The sequence below is a fragment of the Pseudovibrio sp. FO-BEG1 genome (genome assembly GCF_000236645.1).
Taxonomy (GTDB): Bacteria; Pseudomonadota; Alphaproteobacteria; order Rhizobiales; family Stappiaceae; genus Pseudovibrio.
This window is the reverse complement of sequence record NC_016642.1, coordinates 5,278,913-5,299,352: the sequence shown is the minus strand read 5'-3', so window position 1 is coordinate 5,299,352 and position 20,440 is coordinate 5,278,913. Positions and strand designations below refer to the sequence as shown.

The 20,440-nt window shown below is 51.7% G+C and carries 23 protein-coding genes; 12 read left to right on the top strand and 11 right to left on the bottom strand.

The features are described 5' to 3' along the window. Positions 1 to 18 precede the first annotated feature (18 nt). On the bottom strand, positions 19 to 1,398 hold the full coding sequence (locus PSE_RS23865) for an MATE family efflux transporter (RefSeq protein ID WP_014287125.1): 1,380 nt from the start codon (positions 1,396 to 1,398) through the stop codon (positions 19 to 21). Positions 1,399 to 1,704: 306 nt separating this feature from the next. Between PSE_RS23865 and PSE_RS23855 the strand changes: the two genes are divergently transcribed. Next, positions 1,705 to 2,100, top strand: a complete 396-nt coding sequence (locus PSE_RS23855) for a VOC family protein (protein WP_014287123.1) — start codon at positions 1,705 to 1,707, stop codon at positions 2,098 to 2,100. 13 nt (positions 2,101 to 2,113) lie between these two features. Here the strand turns inward: PSE_RS23855 and PSE_RS23850 are convergent, their stop codons facing one another. Then, complete coding sequence (locus PSE_RS23850) at positions 2,114 to 3,037, bottom strand: NAD-dependent epimerase/dehydratase family protein (protein ID WP_083417412.1); 924 nt, start codon at positions 3,035 to 3,037, stop codon at positions 2,114 to 2,116. Between the two features lie 188 nt (positions 3,038 to 3,225). Here PSE_RS23850 and leuB point away from each other — a divergent pair, with 188 nt between their 5' ends. Next, positions 3,226 to 4,347: a 3-isopropylmalate dehydrogenase gene (gene leuB, locus PSE_RS23845; RefSeq protein ID WP_014287121.1), complete on the top strand. Its 1,122-nt coding sequence runs from the start codon at positions 3,226 to 3,228 to the stop codon at positions 4,345 to 4,347. Positions 4,348 to 4,408: 61 nt separating this feature from the next. Here the strand turns inward: leuB and PSE_RS23840 are convergent, their stop codons facing one another. Further along, positions 4,409 to 5,533 (bottom strand): linear amide C-N hydrolase, encoded by a 1,125-nt coding sequence (locus tag PSE_RS23840; protein ID WP_148266195.1) that lies wholly within the window; start codon positions 5,531 to 5,533, stop codon positions 4,409 to 4,411. Between the two features lie 215 nt (positions 5,534 to 5,748). On the opposite strand from PSE_RS23840, the gene PSE_RS23835 reads away from it, so the two are divergent. Beyond that, on the top strand, positions 5,749 to 6,165 hold the full coding sequence (locus PSE_RS23835; protein ID WP_008551732.1) for a hypothetical protein: 417 nt from the start codon (positions 5,749 to 5,751) through the stop codon (positions 6,163 to 6,165). Between the two features lie 73 nt (positions 6,166 to 6,238). Next, a complete protein-coding gene (locus PSE_RS23830; RefSeq protein ID WP_008551517.1) occupies positions 6,239 to 6,733 on the top strand; it encodes a hypothetical protein in 495 nt (164 codons plus the stop codon). A gap of 18 nt (positions 6,734 to 6,751) precedes the next feature. On the opposite strand, the gene PSE_RS23825 is transcribed toward PSE_RS23830, so the two are convergent. Next, entirely contained in the window at positions 6,752 to 7,261 is a 510-nt protein-coding gene (locus tag PSE_RS23825) for a GNAT family N-acetyltransferase (protein ID WP_014287118.1), read from the bottom strand. A gap of 69 nt (positions 7,262 to 7,330) precedes the next feature. Then, positions 7,331 to 7,831: a hypothetical protein gene (locus tag PSE_RS23820; RefSeq protein ID WP_014287117.1), complete on the bottom strand. Its 501-nt coding sequence runs from the start codon at positions 7,829 to 7,831 to the stop codon at positions 7,331 to 7,333. A 115-nt stretch (positions 7,832 to 7,946) separates the two neighbouring features. Here PSE_RS23820 and PSE_RS23815 point away from each other — a divergent pair, with 115 nt between their 5' ends. Then, positions 7,947 to 8,657 (top strand): 2-phosphosulfolactate phosphatase, encoded by a 711-nt coding sequence (locus PSE_RS23815; RefSeq protein WP_014287116.1) that lies wholly within the window; start codon positions 7,947 to 7,949, stop codon positions 8,655 to 8,657. 41 nt (positions 8,658 to 8,698) lie between these two features. On the opposite strand, the gene PSE_RS23810 is transcribed toward PSE_RS23815, so the two are convergent. Both PSE_RS23810 and PSE_RS27265 read right to left on the bottom strand, forming a co-directional pair. Beyond that, positions 8,699 to 9,403 (bottom strand): hypothetical protein, encoded by a 705-nt coding sequence (locus tag PSE_RS23810; RefSeq protein ID WP_014287115.1) that lies wholly within the window; start codon positions 9,401 to 9,403, stop codon positions 8,699 to 8,701. Positions 9,404 to 9,621: 218 nt separating this feature from the next. Continuing rightward, positions 9,622 to 9,900: a hypothetical protein gene (locus PSE_RS27265; protein WP_014287114.1), complete on the bottom strand. Its 279-nt coding sequence runs from the start codon at positions 9,898 to 9,900 to the stop codon at positions 9,622 to 9,624. Between the two features lie 118 nt (positions 9,901 to 10,018). Between PSE_RS27265 and PSE_RS23805 the strand changes: the two genes are divergently transcribed. The 6 genes from PSE_RS23805 (at position 10,019) to PSE_RS23780 (ending at position 15,688) form a co-directional block, all read left to right on the top strand. Then, positions 10,019 to 11,056, top strand: coding sequence for an aspartate-semialdehyde dehydrogenase (locus PSE_RS23805; protein ID WP_014287113.1), 1,038 nt, complete (start codon positions 10,019 to 10,021; stop codon positions 11,054 to 11,056). 563 nt (positions 11,057 to 11,619) lie between these two features. After that, the gene (locus PSE_RS23800) at positions 11,620 to 12,069 is read left to right on the top strand and encodes a GNAT family N-acetyltransferase (RefSeq protein ID WP_041768793.1); all 450 of its coding nucleotides are present in this window, start codon (positions 11,620 to 11,622) and stop codon (positions 12,067 to 12,069) included. A gap of 273 nt (positions 12,070 to 12,342) precedes the next feature. Beyond that, positions 12,343 to 13,035 (top strand): TenA family protein, encoded by a 693-nt coding sequence (locus PSE_RS23795; RefSeq protein ID WP_008551737.1) that lies wholly within the window; start codon positions 12,343 to 12,345, stop codon positions 13,033 to 13,035. A gap of 368 nt (positions 13,036 to 13,403) precedes the next feature. Then, entirely contained in the window at positions 13,404 to 14,150 is a 747-nt protein-coding gene (locus PSE_RS23790; protein WP_008551375.1) for an amino acid ABC transporter substrate-binding protein, read from the top strand. A gap of 135 nt (positions 14,151 to 14,285) precedes the next feature. Beyond that, the gene (locus tag PSE_RS23785) at positions 14,286 to 14,960 is read left to right on the top strand and encodes an amino acid ABC transporter permease (RefSeq protein ID WP_041768792.1); all 675 of its coding nucleotides are present in this window, start codon (positions 14,286 to 14,288) and stop codon (positions 14,958 to 14,960) included. Further along, positions 14,957 to 15,688 carry an amino acid ABC transporter ATP-binding protein gene (locus tag PSE_RS23780; RefSeq protein ID WP_014287110.1) on the top strand — a complete coding sequence of 244 codons (732 nt, stop codon included), beginning with the start codon at positions 14,957 to 14,959 and terminating at the stop codon, positions 15,686 to 15,688. Before PSE_RS23785 ends, PSE_RS23780 begins: the two co-directional genes overlap by 4 nt. Before the next feature lie 45 nt (positions 15,689 to 15,733). On the opposite strand, the gene PSE_RS23775 is transcribed toward PSE_RS23780, so the two are convergent. Next, entirely contained in the window at positions 15,734 to 16,684 is a 951-nt protein-coding gene (locus tag PSE_RS23775) for a threonine/serine dehydratase (protein ID WP_014287109.1), read from the bottom strand. A gap of 74 nt (positions 16,685 to 16,758) precedes the next feature. Further along, a complete protein-coding gene (locus PSE_RS23770; protein WP_014287108.1) occupies positions 16,759 to 17,931 on the bottom strand; it encodes a M20 aminoacylase family protein in 1,173 nt (390 codons plus the stop codon). A 238-nt stretch (positions 17,932 to 18,169) separates the two neighbouring features. On the opposite strand from PSE_RS23770, the gene PSE_RS23765 reads away from it, so the two are divergent. Further along, positions 18,170 to 18,535 (top strand): hypothetical protein, encoded by a 366-nt coding sequence (locus PSE_RS23765; protein ID WP_014287107.1) that lies wholly within the window; start codon positions 18,170 to 18,172, stop codon positions 18,533 to 18,535. Here the strand turns inward: PSE_RS23765 and PSE_RS23760 are convergent. Continuing rightward, positions 18,525 to 19,685 (bottom strand): helix-turn-helix transcriptional regulator, encoded by a 1,161-nt coding sequence (locus PSE_RS23760; protein WP_014287106.1) that lies wholly within the window; start codon positions 19,683 to 19,685, stop codon positions 18,525 to 18,527. The two genes, PSE_RS23765 and PSE_RS23760, sit on opposite strands and share 11 nt — an antisense overlap. A 96-nt stretch (positions 19,686 to 19,781) precedes the next feature. Beyond that, on the bottom strand, positions 19,782 to 20,435 hold the full coding sequence (locus PSE_RS23755) for a methyltransferase (RefSeq protein ID WP_014287105.1): 654 nt from the start codon (positions 20,433 to 20,435) through the stop codon (positions 19,782 to 19,784). Between the last annotated feature and the right edge of the window lie 5 nt (positions 20,436 to 20,440).

Below are 20,440 nucleotides of genomic sequence, written 5' to 3'. Positions count from 1 at the left end.
TCTGCGAGGGCTGATTGCTTATGAGCTTGCTACTGCAGCTGCAGGAGCGGCTGCTTTCTTGTGGGAGACCACGACGATGAATGTCAGTCCAAGCAGCAGGATCTCTGCCAGGGCGCTGCTGTACCAGATGCCTGCTTCACCCACTGCATAAGGCAGCACAAGGGTGAGGGGGATGGCGAACAGGTAGGTTTTGGCCAGCAGCAGAATGCCTGCACGAGCAGCATCCCCAATGGCCTGAAAGAAGGTGCCGATCATCATCAGTGGGCCTGAGAGGAAGAAGATCAGCGTGACGATTGGTGTGATGCGCGCAACCTCTGAGATCGTGGCTGCGTCATCGACAAAAATCGCGCCCAATTGAGTGCTGAACAGGAAGTAGATTGCCTGAACAACAACGCAATAAACGAGTGAGATTATGAGCGCGATCTTCAGGGTCTGTGATGTTCTGTCATGCTTTTGAGCGCCGAAGTTGTTTCCTGAAATAGACTGCAGAGCCATGCTGATGCCGAGCAGTGGTAGGAAGGTGAAGGTCAGCATTCTGGTGAGGATGCCGTAGGCGCCAGCGGTGGTTTCATAGCCACTTTCGGGCCAGAGTTGGATGGCGAACAAGGTGACAGCTGCTGCCAGAGAAACACCCGTGTAACCAAGGCTTTGTGGAACGCCGAGTGCGATCAGAGACTTCCACTGGAAGCTGACTGGTCGCCAGTTCAGGAATGAAAACTCGCCACGCTTTGAGGTGTAGTAAGTAACCATCGCAGCCAGAGAGATGAGCTGCGCGGTCAAAGTGCCATACGCAGAGCCTGCCACGCCCCAGCCGAACTGGACCACGTAGAGCCAGTCAAAGAAGATGTTGAGGAAGGCTGAGCTGAGCGTGATGACGGTCATCAGCGGCAACAGGCCTTCGCACCGTAATCTGTCGATGTTGATGGACAGAATGAAGCCGAGCGGGGAGCCCAGAATGAGAATGGCCATGTACTCATAGCCGATCTCGGCCAGCTCGTGAGAACCGTTGGTCAGGAACAGAGCCAGCTGAAAGCCAGCTGCGAGAAAGCTCAGGATAAGGAGTGAGCAGAAAATCAGAGCAAGACAGATAGCACTGTCGATGATCTTCGTTGCGATGCGGAAGTTGCTTGCCCCGAAAGCTCGGGCATAGATGCTTGCGAACCCGTTGGACACGAGAGTGAACAGCGAAACAAGGATCATGAAAAGTGGGAACATGAGTGTGACGCCAGTGAGCGCCTGCGTACCTACATATGTGCCCAGAAAGTACGCATCAACGACGGTGTGCAAGCCGTTCACCATCATGACGATGCTGATTGGCAGAGCTGTTTTTGCGAAGAGAATAGGTATTGAGCCGGATAAGAAAATGTTGTCCGGTTGAGAAGAAGAAACTTCAGACATCGAAACTGCTTTCAGTTCAAAATGCGGGAAAGTGCTGGTGCTCGCGTTGCCAGTAAACCGCTGAAAACATGCGGTTTGTTGAAGAAAAGTGGAGCTTCACCAGAGCGGTATTGCTTGCGAGCGGCGGGTGCCCTAACCACGTCGCGATCATAGGTGGAGTGGTTTTTGACCGCAAGTGGATGATCTGAATTGAGCAAGATTTGTAAACTGCTATATGACAGACCGATTTTGCGTGTTGTTGCGGTTGACGGGAGTGCGGCAAGCGACCTACTTCTCATGCAGTAATTTCTGCTGAGAGGTCTTTCCATGGCAAAAGCAATTCACATGATGGTTCGTGTTCTGGATGAAGAACGGTCGCTTGCGTTTTACCGCAAGGCGTTTGGTCTGGAGGTTGCGGAGAGACTGGACTTTGATAGCTTCACGCTGGTTTATCTGCGCAATGCGGAGAACGACTTTGAGGTTGAGTTGACCGTCAACAAAGGCCGCAGCGAGCCATACTCACTGGGTGATGGTTACGGTCACATTGCATTCTGCGTGGATAATCTGGATTATGAGCACAAGCGCTTTCAGGCGGAAGGGCTTGCTCCGGAAGACATCAAGGAGTTCTTCGTGGAAGGCAAGCTGCTGGCGCGGTTCTTCTTTGTGACTGATCCGGATGGATATCGCATCGAGGTGCTGGAGCGGCACGGGCGTTACCAGTAACCGCTCTTTGGGATTAGTATTCGATTGCTTTTTCAGCGAGTGTTGGAGGGGAGCTTCTTGCAAGCTCTTCTCTGGTGTAGCTCTTGAAGGTGTGGGTGAAGCCTTCCCGTAACTTATATTGAGGCTGCCAGTCGAAGTTCTCCAGATATCTGGTGACGTCGAGCGCGCAGTCATAATCGCGGAATGGGAAGTACTCGCGGGCCGGGATGCCTGGGGCCATGTCTTTGCCGTAGATGATTTCTGGCTCAACCTCCACAATGTCGCAGAGCATCCGCACCCACTTCTCGATTGTCAGGATATGCGGATCAGCCAGATTGACCGCTTCGGTCGGCATGGCGTGCATTGCCAGCAGATACAGGATGAAGCTGGCGAGATCTTCCTCATGCAGGAACTGCAGTTTGGTCTGGCCATCACCCGGCAGAATGATCGGGCGTTCTGTCAGGGCTCGGGCCCAGACGAATTGCTCGCGGTCGATGTCGTTGTTTGGCCCGTACAGGTAAGGCGGACGAATAGCGACAGCGGGTGTGTGTTCCTGATTGAGCAGGAAGTGATCGGCCTCAGATTTGTCTCTGCCGTAGGCACCCCAAACAGAGGCGCCGCCAATTGAGTCTTTCTCACTTGGCAGATGCCCTTTGGTTTCCTTGTAGACCGCAGCACTGGAGAGATGGATCCACTTTTTGGCGTGAATGCCGAAGGTGTTGAAGGCGATTTCTGACTGCTCACGGGTGTAAGCGCTTGTATCAATTACAGCTTCGTATCTGCCCGCCACTTGCTTCATGGCGAATGGATCGTTCCTGTCAGCGATAAGCTGTTGTGTTCCGGGAACAGGGCGAGACCCTCTGTTGAGCAGGGTTACATTATAGCCCTTCGAAATTAGGGCCGGGATGAGCGATGCACCCACAAAGCCCGATCCACCTATGACTAACAAGTTATGCATATTTTGCAGTGCCTTAGAACTGTCTACGCTCAGTTGCCGAAGAGTATCATGGTGGGATTAAAGAAACCTGTCTAAGGCACTATTGTTGAGGACCCATCCATTTTCGTTGAAATATTGAACCTTGCAATAGCAGGGGTGAGGCGGCACAAATGGTCAACTTCAATTTGCAGAAAACGGGATATTGACCCATGGCATCCAACAAGCTCCTGCTTCTTCCTGGTGATGGAATTGGTCCGGAAATTATGGAAGAGGTGAAAAAGGTTATCGCCTGGCTCAACGAGCAGGGCGAAGATACTTACGAGTATGACGAAGGCCTTGTTGGTGGCAGCGCGTACGATGCGCACGGCGTTTCCATCTCTGAAGAAGATATGGCGAAAGCACAGGCTGCTGATGCTGTGATCTTCGGTGCTGTTGGTGGCCCTAAGTGGGATGATGTTCCTTATGAGGTTCGTCCGGAAGCTGGTCTGCTGCGTCTGCGTAAAGATCTTGGCCTGTTTGCAAACCTGCGCCCTGCAATCTGCTACCCAGCGCTGGCTGATGCGTCTTCTCTGAAGCCGGAAGTGATTGAAGGTCTGGACATCCTGATCGTTCGTGAGCTGACCGGTGGTGTTTACTTCGGTGAACCGAAAGAGATCATCGAGCTGGATAACGGCCAGAAGCGCGGTATCGATACGCAGGTTTATGACAGCTACGAGATCGAGCGTATTGCTGGCGTTGCATTTGATCTTGCACGCACCCGTGACAACAAAGTTTGTTCCATGGAAAAGCGCAATGTGATGAAGTCCGGCGTGCTTTGGAATGAAGTTGTAACTGCTACGCACAAAGCGAATTACGCCGATGTTGAGCTGGATCACATGCTGGCAGATGCTGGTGGCATGCAGCTGGTTCGCTGGCCAAAACAGTTCGACGTTATCGTAACTGACAACCTGTTCGGTGACATGCTTTCTGATGTTGCTGCGATGCTGACCGGCTCTCTGGGCATGCTGCCATCTGCTTCTCTTGGTGCGCCTGATGATGCAACTGGCAAGCGTAAGGCACTTTATGAGCCAGTGCATGGTTCTGCGCCAGACATCGCAGGCACCGGTGCGGCTAACCCAATTGCAATGATCGCAAGCTTTGCAATGGCGCTGCGCTACTCCTTCCAGAAAATTGCTGAGGCAGACATGCTTGAAAAAGCTATCTCCAACGCACTGGATAAAGGTCTGCGCACCAAAGACATCGCGAAAGAAGGCGAAGCAACCATCACCACCGCACAGATGGGTGATGCCATTGTTGCTGAGCTGACTGCTCTTGCAGGTGTTTCAGCCTAAGCGACAGCCAAAATTCTAGAGTTTTGAAGCAGGGCTTCCGTTGGTTCGGGAGCCCTGTTTTTTATTGCATAGGTGGCAGCAGAGGCTGTGTTGGTTTTGGGCTCGGCAGGTTCACAAACTGCAGCTGGCCGCTGGTGACATCAAAGTCATCAAAGCTGACGCCGTGGAGCGTCGTGTTCTCGTAGGTTTTGATGTAGTAGATCTTGTTTTCAATGTCCGCGATGGCGGACCATTGGGTGTAATCGTTGGCTTCCTGCTCTTGCTCAGTAGGCGAGATGGCAGGCCTTACGAACCCTTTGGGAATATCGAAGTTATTCAGCACGTGCTCCATTGTCACCAGCCGGTTCTTGTTCAGCTCAGAGGCGTCAATGGTGGAGATCAGCCCTAGAGCCCGAATAAAACGGGAGGGAGGAGTTGGATCACCGGGAATGCCAAGCAGACCTGATCCCTGACCAAATGGCTCCAGTTCCTGTCCCATAATGGTGGTGGTGCCGATGTTGAAAGGGGAGAGGAACAGGTAGTTGCGGATGTTCTGGGTGTGCCACTCGAAGTCAGGCGAGTTGGTGAGCACGGTGTAAGGATTGTCGTAGACTTTGATTTCGCCATCAACGGGCTCAATGACGATTGAGAAACCGGCAGCATCATGCAGCGTGTAATGCAGAGGTGGGATCTCATCCATGTTTGCATAATAGGTGCCGACCAGAGAAACCTTATCCAGATTGATCTTGATTTCTTCGACCGTTTTGAAGGTTGAGAGCATCCAGACGAGGAAGTCTACCTGATTGATTTCCTTAGCTCTCTCTTCTTCGCTACGTGATGGGTTTTTGTAACCAGCAAAGCCGGGGAAGTAGAGGGCGCCACCTGAAAGCCCATACTCGTTCATGCCATCGACCATGGCAGGGCTATCGAAGATACTGGCGCCGATGACCGCTATCTTGCCTGTCCAGCTGAACCCTATCTCATCGTTGATTTTGGATTGGAACTTGTAACCGCGTGGGATGAGCCCAATTTTAGTGGGGATCTGTTTGCCGAACTCCATGGTGCGACCGTACATGCGGATGTTGTCGACGGTGGAAAGGACAAAGCTTGTGCAGGCGTTGGCTGCAACGGGCTGAAGGACAAAGGCAAACAGGGCCAATGTGATCTTGAACAAGGCGAACGGTTTGCTGGCAATGCGCTTGAGCATGGGGCCTCCGGAGCGGTTCTTTTGCCTGCGATTGTGGGCGAAGAGCGCAAAGGTTCCGTTAGATGGGCCTGCCGTTTTAAGATTGGTTTTTTGGAAGTTTGGCCACCCGATGTTAATCACGGGAGTTAGCTGTGCCACGCGGTTGCGCTGAAAACAGCACTGCGGCATAAGCGTGGACCAAGAATTTTATGAGAAGCATTGCTGGAAGGCAGAGCATGGATGAACGTATAAGACCCTTTCTCGGTACCTGGATTTTGGATCCGGATGTCTCAAACTATGAGCAGGGTGCTGTGCCGTGGGGCGGAAGCCTGACGATCGCCGAGAAGGATGGCGAGATCGGCTTCTTCATGAAAACCGTTGAGGGTGAAGGAGAGACCGTGGAAGCGAACTTCTCTGGTATTCCAGACGGTGAAGACCGCCCGATGCCAGAAAACCCGTTTGCTGATACGCTTTCTCTTTCTCTGAACACAGATGGTGATCTGGTTTCTGAAGCCAAGCGTGGTGGCCTGACTATTATGGTTGCCAAGCGTGAGCTGAACGAAGATGGCTCGCAGCTGACTGTTTATCAAACAGTACACCTGCTGGATGCAGGTTCGTTTACCAATGAAGCGGTTTACGTAAGAGCGCACTAGGCGGTTTAAACCTGCCTTAGCTTCTCTTTGCTGGACTTGGTTGCATCAAAAAAGAACAAGACTGGATGCAACCATGTTCAAGCGGAAGAGCTTTGCCGGAGCCTGTGTGATACTCGCGGTTTTGGGGGCATCGAACGCCAACTCATTGGTGTTTGATGGCATTCCTTACATGGACAACCGCAGCACTCCCGAAGCGGTTATTGAGAGCTACTACAATGCCATCAATCGCAAAGATTATGTGCAGGCGTATAGCTACTTCAATACTCCACCCAAGAATTTCGATAAGTGGAAAGACGGTTTTCGAACAACTGAGTCTGTTCAACTTCGTTATGGATCCACTCAGCCAGACCCAGGCATGAGTCAGATATACTGGGCGCTTCCGGTTGCGATTGAAACGCACCTTTCTGATGGCACTTCTCAGGTTTATGCAGGTTGTTATGTCTTACATATGGTGGTGCCGGGTACTATTACCGATCCGCCTTACTCTCCCATTGCGATTAACAAGGGTGAGTTGAAGCCAACGGATAAGCCTTTAAGTCAGGCCTTGCCCGACAAATGTGATGAATAGCCGTTTTAGTTCTTCGCCTTAGCTCGCTGAGAAGGCCTCGGAATAAGCAACAGTGCCGGTTGGCGTCTCTCCTTCAAAGGTGTGCTGCATGAAGTATTCTGCTGGCACACCGGGGAAGGTGAGGCTTTCTGCCTGCTGGAAGCCAAAGCGGCTGTAGTATTTCGGCTCTCCAAGCAAAACGACGCCTTTTGCGCCACGCTGCCTGATTTGCAGCATGCCTTCCATAATGAGAGCGGCACCAAAACCTTTGCCTTGATGTTTCGGCACAATTGCCACCGGGCCAAGACCATACCAACCCTTATCCTCACCATCGATTGTTATTGGAGAGAAGGCGATGTGGCCTACCATGCCGCCTGCCTGTCCCGCGATGAGTGACAAGCTCAGCTCCCCGTTCTCGCGCAGTTGATCTACAATCAGGTGTTCGGTTGGTTTTGCTCCGGGTTCATGGTGCGGATGGTTTTCAAAAGCTGCGTAAACAAGATCGCGGATGATTTCGATGTCAGATGGTAGCTCAGCGCGGATGATCATTGGTGTTGTCCGATGTTTTTAGTTCGGCCTTTATGCCGCAAAGACTGGGGCGTTGTCTAACTTGTTCCGTTAGAGATACCCAAACATGCGACCGCATATGAGGACGCCGAGCCAGCTGAAGAGTGAAATGAAGCCAGCGGACTTGAAACGCGGGATGGTTCCGCGGGAATCCACTTGTGCCAGATAGCGCCAAGGCTTGTTGAAGCGCAGGAGCAGCGCGTTCAGCAAGGCAAGCACGAAGAAGCCAGACTTAGCCCAGAAGATGGGGGCATTGACGTAGACCTGAGCTTTGACTGAGAGCAGGAAGATGCCGGTTGCGATGGCGATCAGGCCTCCCAGAAGTGCAATGCGGGTGAGGGGGCGTGCCAGATCATACAGCGGGATCGAACGCCACATGCCCATCATGCGCAGGTCCAGCGGCACAAGGGAGCCGAACAACATGGCCAGACCAACGATGTGGCCTGTGTTGATTGCCGGATAGACCCACCATGCATACTTGAAGACCTCTGGCAGCTGAGAGCGCTCGAGATCGACAGCAAGTGCTTGCAATTGAGAAAGTAGATCCATCATTATTCCGTTGTGATTTTGACTGCTTCTCTCAGACTGAGTGCAGAAGCGGTGCCATGCAAGAATTGATTGGTACTCTTTTTCAGGTGCCCACGGTTTTATCATTTTGAGGTTGTTTATGGCTGACTTTGTGCATGTGGAATGGGGGCGCAATGCAAGCAGCGATGGCTATGCTGCGACTGTAATCGTTGACTGTCTGAGCTTTTCAACGGCGACTGCTGTCGCTTGTGGTAGAGGTGCTTTGGTGGTGCCCGTTGCTGATCGGGAAGAGGGGAAGAAACTCGCCACTGAGGTCGGTGGTGTTTGTGCCCACAAGAGGCGGGAAGGTGGGTTTTCTCTGTCACCTCCAACACTGATGGGGCTTTCTGCCGATGAGGTGCTGGTGCTGCCAAGTCCTAACGGGGCTACGCTCTCTACTTTGCCAAGAGAAGGGCGGGTGTTTGCTGGTGCTCTGCGAAATGCCTCAGCGGTTGCTGCTTATCTTGCTGAGATTCCTGGGAAGGTACTGCTGCTTGCAGCGGGAGAAAAATGGCCGAATGGTAGCTTGCGACCGGCATTCGAAGACCAGATCGCCTGTGGTGCGATTGCTCATTTTCTGGAGTGCTCTCTGTCGCCCGAAGCCTCGCTGGCTCAAGCAGGCTATCTCTCCTGCGCAGATACTCTGCATAGCGCGCTGGAAGGCTGTGTCAGCGGTCAAGAGCTAACGCATTATAGCTATGCAGCTGATGTTGAGTGGGCGGCGCAACTGAATGCGGAGCGCTGTGTGCCGGAGTTACGGCAAGTTCAACGTGGTGGGCAACTTGTGAATGCGTTTGGGGATGTGAGCTAGAGGCATCCGGAGATGCCTCTAAGTTTGCTTGGACTTATAGATTACTGTCCGAAGTTGATGGTGCCCACGAGCTCCATGCCATCAGATTTGATATGCTGTGAGGAGACGTCTGAGAGCTGGATGAGCAGGTTGTCGCGACGCTGCAGAGAGAATTTCATCTGACGTACATTGCCATACGCAGTGCCGTTTACGAAGACGCCTGATCCAATGAATGAAATCTGCTCACGCGTGTCGTTCTGGAGGTCGATCGTGATCTCGGCGCCGTCGCTGTAGAGTTTGGAGCCAGTCAGCTCGTTATCAAGCTCTTTGGTGAAAACGTCGTAGGTGTCACCCTTAGCGATCAGCACCAGCTTTTCCTTTGGTGTTTCCTGATCATAGCCGATCAGAACACCGTATGGCTGCTGGATCTTGGTTTCTGTAACGTTGCTCTGCCAGGAACCGATATGAACTGGCACGCTTGCGCTGAAGGAGATTTTGCGATCAATACTGCCGGAATCGCGTGCGCAGCCTTTGAATTCAACGTTCTGGAAGTAACGATTTAGAGACGGCTCAACCTTGCCGCGGATTTTGTCGCAATCTTCCTGAGAGAAAGTACCTGTGCCAACGAGCTGGATTGGGGCGTAGATTGGCTTGTCTGCGGTGTCTTCAGTCAGATCACTCGCATACAGGGAGACCTGTGTTTCATAGTTACACGCGGTTACGGTCAGTCCAATAAACAGGGCTGATAAGATCTTGGTGTATTTCATTGTTAACTCTGCGCCGCTCGTTAAAGTTTAGGTATGCTCATGAATTCGCAGTTCAGGAGCAAGCTATCTTGAAGATTAAATTGCGTTTAAAATATTATTAGTTGCTCGATATGACGTGTGCAAGTCATAGTTGCTGCGACCTTTGAGACAGCTCAGGAGTGAGCCTGCGATGCAGGGTGCTCACTTTTGAGATTATGTCAGCCTTATTTCGGTGATTATTAAGTGTTTCGGTGAAAACTGACCGAAATCCGTGGTTTCCTGGTGTGGCGAAGTGACAGAAGTTTGGCCTCTCCAAATTGCCCAAGATATGCCTGTTGACAAATGAGGTTGATATAGGCAATTTCTGCGCGACCAATTTTAGGGGCAGAGTTTAGCAGCATGATGTTTGCGATGACCAACATGAAGGCGACCATGAAACGTGCGATGACCGCGCGCATGGCTTCTGTTGCGCTCAAAACTGCTACCACAAAAACCACCACTAAAACGACAAAGACCACCGCCTGACGGTGCCTCTCTTTCCCGCGCTCTCCCCGGGACGGAGGGCGCTAGGGGGCCAGACCGGGGGTGGAACGCTCCTCGGCGGCTCAGCGGGGGAGACGAAAGAGGACAGAACCAATGGGTTATAAGGTTGCGATTGCAGGTGCTACCGGCAATGTGGGCGCAGAAATGCTGGACATTCTGGCTGAGCGTGGTTTCCCTGCTGATGAAGTGATCGCGCTGGCGTCACGTCGCTCTCAGGGCAAAGAGATTTCCTTCGGCGATAAGACCCTGAAAGTTCAGGCGATGGAGAACTTCGACTTCTCTTCCGTTGATATCTGCCTGATGTCTGCTGGTGGTTCTATCGCGAAAGAGTGGGCACCGAAGATCGCTGCGAAGGGCTGCGTTGTCATCGATAATTCTTCTGCATGGCGTTATGATGCGGATGTGCCGCTGATCGTTCCTGAAGTGAACGCTGACGATATCGTTGACTTTAAAAAGAAGAACATCATTGCGAACCCGAACTGCTCGACCGCACAGCTGGTTGTTGCGCTGAAGCCGATCCATGAGAAAGCTGGCATCAAGCGCCTCGTTGTCTCCACTTACCAGTCCGTTTCTGGTGGCGGTAAAGAAGCGATGGATGAGCTGTTCAACCAGACCCGCGCTGTGTTCGTGAATGACCCGATTGAGCCGCAGAAGTTCACTAAGCGCATTGCGTTTAACGTGATCCCGCACATCGATGAGTTCATGGAAGACGGTTACACCAAGGAAGAGTGGAAGGTTCTGGCTGAGACCAAGAAGATGCTCGACCCGACCATCAAAGTCACCTGTACTGCTGTTCGCGTACCTGTGTTCGTTGGTCACTCTGAGTCCGTTAACATGGAATTGGAAAACCCGCTTTCTCCTGAAGAAGCACAGGATCTGCTGCGTGAAGCGCCAGGTATTCTGGTTGTCGACAAGCGTGAAGACGGTGGCTACGTCACTCCTTACGAGTGTGCTGGTGAGGACGCGACTTACGTTTCCCGTATCCGCGAAGATGCGACTGTTGAGAACGGCCTGAACATGTGGGTTGTTTCCGATAACCTGCGTAAAGGTGCTGCGCTGAACACCGTGCAGATTGCTGAGGTTCTGGTGAACCGTGGCTTGATCAAGCCAAAAGCAGAAGCTGCTGCATAAGTTGCGCAGCATGCATTGAGATTACGAAGGGCACCTTTTCGGGTGCCCTTTTTGCTTGGGACATCGAAGATAAACACAAAACTTATCCCCCTCGTGCATTTCTCCCGTAGTCTTAACTCATGCCTGCGTAACGGGCTGGCTGGGGGACCGTCCTTCAGTTGGTCGTAGGCTGGGTGGGGCTACTGTGGAAGGTAACGTATTTCGCAGCAGGTCCGTGGAGGTTCCCCTTTCACCAACAGTGTTGAGGGATAGCGGATGTCCGGCCAGACCAGTGGGCGCCAGCACTGAGACCTGAGGCTTTCCAACAGCCTTAAGTCTTCCAAGTGTCTTCTGGACCCTGGCCTTAGCCTCCTGCAAAAACGCCCGGGCAAGGCGACAAGCCAATGCCGAAGAAACTAACTTACTCATTACTTGCGCAGGCATTGCCTGCCGCCTTGCTCTTCCCGATTAACTCGGGAACTCCAGCTCCAACACTGCACAGAAAACCCTGCGGTGCCACTGGTGTTTGTGGGGATACTTTACCCAATTGCTATGCTAGGGTTTTGCCAAATTGAGGGGGTATTATGCAGACACTTGAAATTAGAGCTGCGCGATTTGATGAGTTGCCGGAAGTAGCGCGTATGTACAGGTATTCGCGAGGCCGGTGTCTTTCATTTTTGCCCAGATTGCACACGCCTGAAGAAGATCTCTGGTTCTTCCAAAATATTGTTTTTAAGAGCAATGAACTGACAATAGTCATGGGAGATGAGCAAATCATAGGTATGATGGCCATCAAAGATGACTGGATAGAACAGCTTTATCTGGATCCGCGGCATCTGCGGAAGGGCATTGGTACAAAGCTCTTAGACCAAGCAAAAGCTCAATCTTCCGGGACTCTTAAGTTGATGTGCTTTGTTGAGAATGTGGATGCGAGAGCATTCTACGAAGCGCATGGCTTTAAGGAAGTGAAGCGGACAAGCGGTTCAGAGAATGAAGAAGGAGCGCCGGATATTTTGTATGAATGGCAGGCCTGACTTGTCATCGGCAATATCCGATGCAGTGCGGTGGTTGCAGACGAACGCGCGATGATACCCCTAAAATTGCAGGGGGCATATACGGTGATTTCCGTCTAGTGCAGCCCAACTCTGAGTGGCATTGTTCGAAGTAGATGTAAGCCAGAGCACTTCGCGTTCATCAGGATTTACGTGTCATGCTCTTAGCTTTTTTGCCACGCGTATTCCTGATGGAAAGCCAGAGGTGCTTTTGTGGGATACGCTCTAGGACAATGTGTTGGGAGGCACACGCGAATGCTGAACACTGCAAGTTATGCCAATTACAAGATCACTCATACGGATGAGACCTTCACTGATTGGCTGGTGAAATCTGCAGGACCTGCGTGGAACAGAGCAATCAATCATCCGTTCACGAGTGCGGTTGGTAATGACACAGTAAGCAAGGACGTGTTCCTCCGTTACTTGCTTGAGGACTATCACTACATTCAGGATCTGGCGTCAGCTCTCGGCTTCCTGATTGCCAAAGCGCCATCTATGGCTTCAAAAGCGCGCCTTGCTGAGTTTACGCATCAGCTGACATCCAACGAGCTCTCATATTTCCAGCGAACATTTAAAGAGCTGGGTGTTGAACCTGAGACTTATGAAAATGCCAAGCCGAACACGGTGACACGCGCGATTGGTGCAACGTTGCTCTCAACAGCTGGCAAAGGCCACTACGTGGATGGTATGGCCACGCTTCTTGCTTCTGAGTGGATCTATCGTGAATGGGGACACCGGGAAGCTTCCAAGCCACGTCCAGAGCGCTTCTATCTTGCGGAGTGGGTTGAGTTTCTTGCCACCGATGAGTTTGGTGAGTTCATTGAATGGATCAAACGGGAAGTGAACTCAATTGGCGAAGAGGAGCGTGTGAAACGCCAGAGCGAAATCTCTGAGAGCTTTACTCATATGTGTGAGTTGGAGGCTGAATTCTTTGATATGGTGAGCTGATCAGCTGCTTGCCTTTTGGTTCCAAAATGCTCTCTGTTTTGCAGGGAGCATTTTTTTTCAGGCTACGAGTCAGTAGTTATACGTTTCGCCTAAAATCTTGGGGCAAGTGCACGTTTTGCCTGTAACATCTCCGTGATCTTGCTGGGAAATTGCAGAAATTAACAAGATGTTCTCAAATCAGATTTTGTCACCTGTAGCCTTAAAAGAAGTATTTTTTATGCATTTCGGATTTACTGGTATTGTGTTCTAATAATTTCTGTCATTGGTAGTTTATTTGATTTAATTGAGCTTCTAGCTTGGCTAATTGTAGAAAATTTTCCTCATTCTGGTAGAACGTGCTCAACAAAAAATACGAATAAGGAATAGATATGTTCTCTCGTTCTACTGTTGCTGCTCTTGCCCTTCTCGTGGCTGTTCCTGCTCAGGCTGAAACAATCCGTGTGGGCATGTCTGGTGGATATTTCCCATTCACTTTTGTCAAGCAGGACGTTCTGCAGGGCTTTGAAGTTGATGTTGCTCGTGCGATTGCAGAGCAGACTGGTGACGACGTTGAATTCGTAACCATGAGCTTCTCCGGCCTGATCGGTGCTCTGGAAGCTGGCCGCATTGACACCATTGCAAACCAGATCACCATTACTCCTGAGCGTGAAGCCAAGTTCACCTTCTCCCAGCCATACGTTTATGACGGTGCGCAGGTTGTTGTGAAAGCTGGCAACGAGGAAATCAACGGCGTTGAAGACCTTAAAGGCAAAAGCGTTGCTGTAAACCTCGGCTCCAACTTTGAAGAGCTGCTTCGCGGTCTGCCATTTGCTGATGAAATCGACATCCGCACTTACGAAAGCAACCTGGCTCAGGACACTGCTCTTGGTCGCGTTGACGCGTTCATTCACGACCGCATCAGTGCAACTCAGGTGATTAAAGAAACTCCGCTGCCGCTGGCTCTGGCTGGTGCACCATTCTCTGAAATTCGCAACGCAATGCCGTTCCGTACTGATGAAGATGGTAAAGCTTTGGCTGCTAAGGTTGACGGTGCGATCACCGAGCTGAAGGCTTCTGGTAAGCTTGCTGAGATTTCCGACAAGTGGTTTGGCGCGGACATCACAAAAGCTGACTAAAGCTCTCTGTTTTTTTACTGGTAAAGCAGTTCGCTTCTGAATTATTCAGGTGGACTGCTTTTACTTTTGATCTGGTTCACTTTCGGGCGTTTATTCTCATCTCCTGAAAGTGTGCTTCAATAATAAGAACAAACCATGCGTGCCTTAGATCTGGATTATATGCTCGGCCTTTTGCCGATCCTCTTAAAGTACCTACCCCTAACCTTGGGTATGGCAAGTGTGTCCATGATTTTGGCGCTCATACTTGCATCGCTGTTTGCGATTATCCGTGTGGTCCGCTTTCCTGTTCTGGATGCGGCCACTCGGCTCTTTATCAGTTTCTTTCGTGGAACACCGCTGCTGGTGCAGCTGTTTCTGTTCTACTACGGCCTGCCGCAGCTGTTCTCTTTCCTCACCGCGATTGACGGGGTGACTGCTGCGATTGTTGGCCTGACGCTGCACTTCTCTGCTTATATGGCAGAGAGTATTCGTGCAGCTATTCTGGGTGTGGACCGCAGCCAGTGGGAAGCGGCGAAGTCTATCGGTATGTCCACTGGCCAGATGATGCGTCGTATCATTTTGCCTCAGGCTGCTCGTGTTGCTGCGCCGACCCTGATCAACTACTTCATTGACCTCATCAAGAGCACCAGTCTTGCCTTTACGCTTGGTGTGACAGAGCTGATGGGGGCTGCACAAAAAGAAGCTGCAGGTAGCTTCCTGTACTTCGAGACCTTTATTGTGGTTGCAGTGATTTACTGGGTTGTTGTTGAGAGCCTTGCTTTCGTTCAATCCAAAATTGAAAATCGACTATCAAAGGCTGTTTCAAGATGATCCAGATCCGCGGGCTCACAAAAATCTATAATGGTGTTCCTGTGTTGAACGGGATCGACCTTGATATCAAAAAAGGCGAGCGCATTGCGATTATTGGTCCATCCGGGACCGGTAAGTCCACGCTGCTCCGCTGCATCAACTTTCTTGAGACACCAGAGCAGGGTGAGTACATCCTTGATGGTGAGAGCATTGATGTTCAAAAAGCCAATGCTGCGCAGATCAAAGAGATGCGTTTAAGAACAGCGTTTGTGTTCCAGAACTATGCTCTGTTTGCCAATAAGACGGCGCGTGAGAACATCGCAGAAGGCCTGATCACCGTTCGTGGTGAAGCCAAAGAGACTGCGTTTGAGCGTGCCAATGAGATCCTGCAGAACATCGGTCTGGCTGATAAAGCAGATGCTTATCCGGCTTCGCTTTCCGGTGGTCAGCAGCAGCGTGTTGGAATTGGCCGTGCGATGGCCAGTAATTCTGAGCTGATGCTGGTGGATGAGCCGACTTCTGCGCTGGATCCGGAATGGGTGGATGAGGTGCTGCAGTTGCTGACGCGGGTTGCGCAGGCTCACCAGACCATGCTGATCGTGACACACGAGATGGCGTTTGCAAAAGAGATTGCAGATCGCGTTCTGTTCATGGAAGGCGGGCGTATTGTTGAGCAAGGGCCGCCTGAGAAGATCTTTACCAGCCCGGATGATCCAAGAACCCGCAGCTTCCTGCGCAAGGTTCTTTAAGGAATTTTGAGAGCGGTACCACCTGACGGTGGTACCGCTTTTCTTTTATCGGCCAGACAGGGTGTTGTTGACCTGAAGGAGCTCAGCGTTGCCACCACAGAGCAGCACGCCAATGCGCTCGCCTTCTTCTGGCTTGTAGACGCCGGAGATCAAAGCTGCGAGGGCAGTTGCGCCTCCCGGTTCAACAACGAGCTGCATCTCTCTCCAGAGACGGCGTTGAGCTGCCAGGATGGCGTCGTCTTCGACCAGAATGGATTCTGCGATATGGCTTTGGGCAACTTCAAACGGGAAGCTGCCGCATCGCTTCGCACCGAGAGCGTTTGCTGCGATGCTGTCGAGTTCGACGTCCACTGGTTCGCCAGCTTCGAGCGCTGCGTGCATGGAGCAGGAGCCATATGGCTCGACAGCGACGATCTTGGTTGGGCTGTTGGCGTAGTAACTTGCAACACCTGCTGCAAGGCCGCCGCCACCGACAGCCACGAGGATGGTGTCGAGATCCGGGCTTTGCTCAGCCCATTCCAGTGCGACAGTTCCCTGGCCGTTGATGGTGTCAACAGCGTCGTACGGATGAATGTCGATTGCGCCGGTTTGCTGCTGGTATTCTGAGCACAGGGCTGCTGCATCTGCGTATGCTGCGCCTTCAACGTGAACGTCCGCACCGAAGCTGCGGATTTTGTCGATCTTGGCCGGATTGGAGATCTCAGGCACGAAGATCTTGGCTTTCAATCCAAGAGCGTGGGCGGCACACGCAACGGCGGCGCCATGGTTGCCACCAGATGCTGCGGCGATGCCGGCTTCCGGGATTGTGTTGTTTAGTAGTGAGTTGAATGCTCCACGGGCTTTGAATGAGCCTGAGTGTTGCAGATGCTCGAGCTTCAAAGAGATGGAGTACTTCAGGCCGAAGGTACCGTTACCGCTTACAATAGATGGTGTTTTGCGGATGTACTTCTGAATTCGTTTGTGAGCGACTTCAATAGCTTGCTTGGATATCTGCACGGTAATGGCCTGAATATTTTTAATATAGAGAAGCCTCGGAAAAATCCGAGGCCTCGTAAATTGCAATGCGCATTTTAAGTTGCAGGCATTGCGGTTTCAACCAGTTTAATAAAATAGGAACAACCATATGGAATGGCTTCGTCGTTGAAGTCATATTTCGGATGGTGCAGCCCTGCGGTGTCGCCATTGCCGAGGAAGATGAAAGCGCCTGGCTTTTCTTCCAGATAGTAAGCGAAGTCTTCACCGCCCATGGTTGGTTCGATGTTCTCGTCCACCTTATCCGCGCTGCCTGCGATTTCAGCTGCGATCTGGGTTGCGAATTTGGTCTGTTCTGGATGGTTTGAGGTAGACGGGTAACCATCGTTGAACTCGAAGTCCACGCTAGCGCCGTTTGCTGCGCATACGCCTTCGACAACCTGCTTCACACGCTCTGCAGCTTGCTTGCGGACATCCTGATTGAGCGTGCGGATGGTTCCGCCGAGTTTCGCTGTGTCAGGGATGATGTTGTAGGCAGTACCTGCCTGGAAGAAGGTCACGGAGATGACGATGGACTGCAGTGGGCCAACGTTACGGGATGCGATGGACTGCAGTGCGGAGACGATCTGGGAGCCAACGACAACAGGGTCGATTGTGTTGTGCGGATACGCTGCGTGGCCGCCGATGCCTTTTACGGTGATGGTGAACTCGTCGGTTGACGCCATCAGCGGGCCTGAGCGGGTTGCGAAGTGGTCGATTGGAGTGCCAGGCTGGTTGTGCAGGCCGTAGATCTCGTCGACATTCCAGCGGGTGAACAGGCCGTCGTCCATCATTGCTTTTGCGCCAGCGCCGCCTTCTTCAGCTGGCTGGAACACAAGGATGACTGTGCCGTCGAAGTTGCGGGTTTCAGCAAGGTATTTTGCGGTACCTAGCAGCATTGCAGTGTGGCCGTCGTGACCACAGGCGTGCATGGCGCCTTCGTTTTTGGAAGCGTACTCTTTGCCGGTTTCTTCAGACATTGGAAGTGCGTCCATGTCAGCGCGCAGGGCGATGGATTTGCCTGCACCGCCGTTGCGGCCTTTGATAACGCCGACTACGCCCGTACGGCCAACACCTGTAGTAACTTCATCAACGCCGATCTCTTGCAGGATCTCGGCTACTTTTGCTGCTGTGCGATGAGTTTCATAAAGGACTTCAGGATACTCATGAAAATCACGGCGCCATGCTGTGATTTCATCGTGCATTTCCGCAAGACGATTGATGGTTGGCATTGGAGCGCTCCCTAAAAACTTCGGATTCTTATTGAGATTAGAAAATGAACCTCACTTTGGCCTAGTGCAGTGAAATATTGCAAGAGCAAATCACTCGCAAAAGGGTCAGTTGAGTAAAATTAAATGAACTGCGATTGAGGCTCCTTAACTAACCCGAAGACACCTTAATCACGCTAAGCTATAGCTGACGTCAGGTCACATATTGCACCAGTTTTAACAGCAGTCGTAGCGAGGCAGTATGGCGATCTATCGGAGTGTTTTTCGCAATGTCACAGAAGAGAAACAGCAATGGATGTTTCTCAATAAAGCCCACCGATATGTCAGCCTGTTGCCCGCTCGATCTGAGTTCGAAACGGTTCCCTATGATTTTCGTCGCAGCATTTCGATCAATCTCCTTGTGAATGAGGGGCTCTACGGAACGTCGCTGAGGTACAACTCGTTGCGGGACAGCTGGAGCTTGTGGCCGTTGACGAGTGACTTTTCGCTTCAGGTAGATAAGCGAACTGTGATTGTTGAATGTGCTTTGACGTCTCCTTACCAGACCGGTGCCAATGTCACGTCGCTGGCTCAGTTTTATGAGGAAGTGAGCCGGCCTAATCGGTAGGGCCTGGTGCTCTTACTGTTTCAGGCATGCGGGAGAGAGTGGCGGTAAGAGAGGAGATCAGCTCACTTTGTGACTTCATGTCGGCTTTGCTTGTTAGTCCCGCGATGTGGTTGCGGGCGGTGTTGTAGCTCATGTTGAGAGTGTTTGCGGTTTCCTTCAGAGAGAAGCCTCGGATCAGCATTTGCGCGATGTCTGCCTCGCGGTTGGTTGCACCCCAGATTTTCTGAATAAGCGCCTCCTTTGAAACTGGATGGTCGGTTGGATCGAGGATGACTGCGAGAACCGGGCTCCAGTTCTTCAGGAAGGGCTCTACGTCGTTGGTGTCTTGTTCCAGCACTGTCAGGGGAACGTAGGAGATCAGTGGTTGGGTTGGGGTTTCACATCCCAGAGGGAAGGGACCAACCGGGACTTTTTGAGTTCTGCATTGGAGGAGGAGGTTCTCCAGATTATTGGTGTACATCCGATGGTTGGTTGCGAGGTTGTTGCTTCTGTCGGCGTAAAGGAACCGGCTTTTCTGCAGTAGTGAACGGCCTTTCTGGTTGCTGAGGGCTATGTGGAAGCCATGATCCAGAATGAAGGCGGCGGAGGGGATTTGCTCCAGCCAGAATGTGTGTTGGTCTACGTTTCTCTTCTGGGCTTCCAGTTTAAGAAACAGAGAGAAGGCGTTTTGATAGTGCGGCTGAATTCGTTCCAGCAGATTGCAGAGTTCTTCGTCCTCTGTGCCCTGAAAGCGGGCGGGCATGGTGACTGCTGCGAGTGCAACGTCAGAGCCTTGTCTGTGCAGGTGGAACCCGCGTGAGCGGTTGAGGTTGTCCCGGCCTTTGAGGACGTTGTTGTAAAATTCGTTCTGCTCCAGCTGTTGTTGGGTCAGGAAGCGCTCTGAGTAGACTAGCTGATCAGAACTAACGGATTGAAGCAGTTTGGGAAAAGGATTGAACTGGATAAATTCAGCAATGAGCTCGTTGTAGGCACTGTCTACGTTGAGAGCCGAGAAGTGATAGTAGTTGTTTTGTGTGAGGCATTGGACCTGGAACGTGACGGGCAAATCCGGGTATTTCTCGGCGATTGGTGCCAGAATATCGTCTAGGCCCTTACCGGTGACAACGGTTGAGTACATCCGGTTGATGAGCAGTTGTTGCAGATCTTCCATGACAACACAGTGGCTATTATCGACAATGGAATGTTAATTCTACTTTTAATTAAATTCAATTATTCGGTGTATTAGATTTTGGGAGTATACCCCTGATCATACAAACGCGTAGACGGAGGTCTTCTTGGTCTCGTTATCTTCCAGCTCTCGTTGAACCGGAATTTCGTAGGTTTGAAGGTGTTTAAGCCGTGAGGTAGGAAAGTAAGAGCGTTGCGGGTCTCCAACCAGAACCGGGATTGGTTCTGCTCTCTGGTTTGCATCTAACCAACTTAGCACCTTTGATGTCATATCCGGGTCGTAGAAGACATCACCGCAGCAGATCAGGTCATACCCATCCAGCTTGCTTTCAAGCAGGTCTTCTGCTGTGACTTTAATTGTGACATGGTTTTGTGCTGCGTTGATAAGTGCAGCATCGAAAGCAAAGGCGTCGATGTCCGCTGCAACTGCAGAGGCTGCTCCGGCTTTCATCGCGGCAATGGCAACAAGGCCAGAGCCGCTGGCAAAGTCTAGGATGCGCTTGCCCTGGACCACTTCTGGGTTGTCGAGAATGTACCGTGCTAGCGCTTGTCCGCCTGCCCATGCGAAAGCCCAGAAAGGGGAGGGGACACCAAGTTCTTCAAGCTCTTCTTCTCCCATACGCCAAAGGTCGACGCTTTCGTCTGCGAGGTGAAGGGAGATGGACGGCGCATGGGGAACAGGGTGAATGCGTGTCTGTTCCAGAATGAACTTGCGCCGATCCGTGATTGTCATTGTGA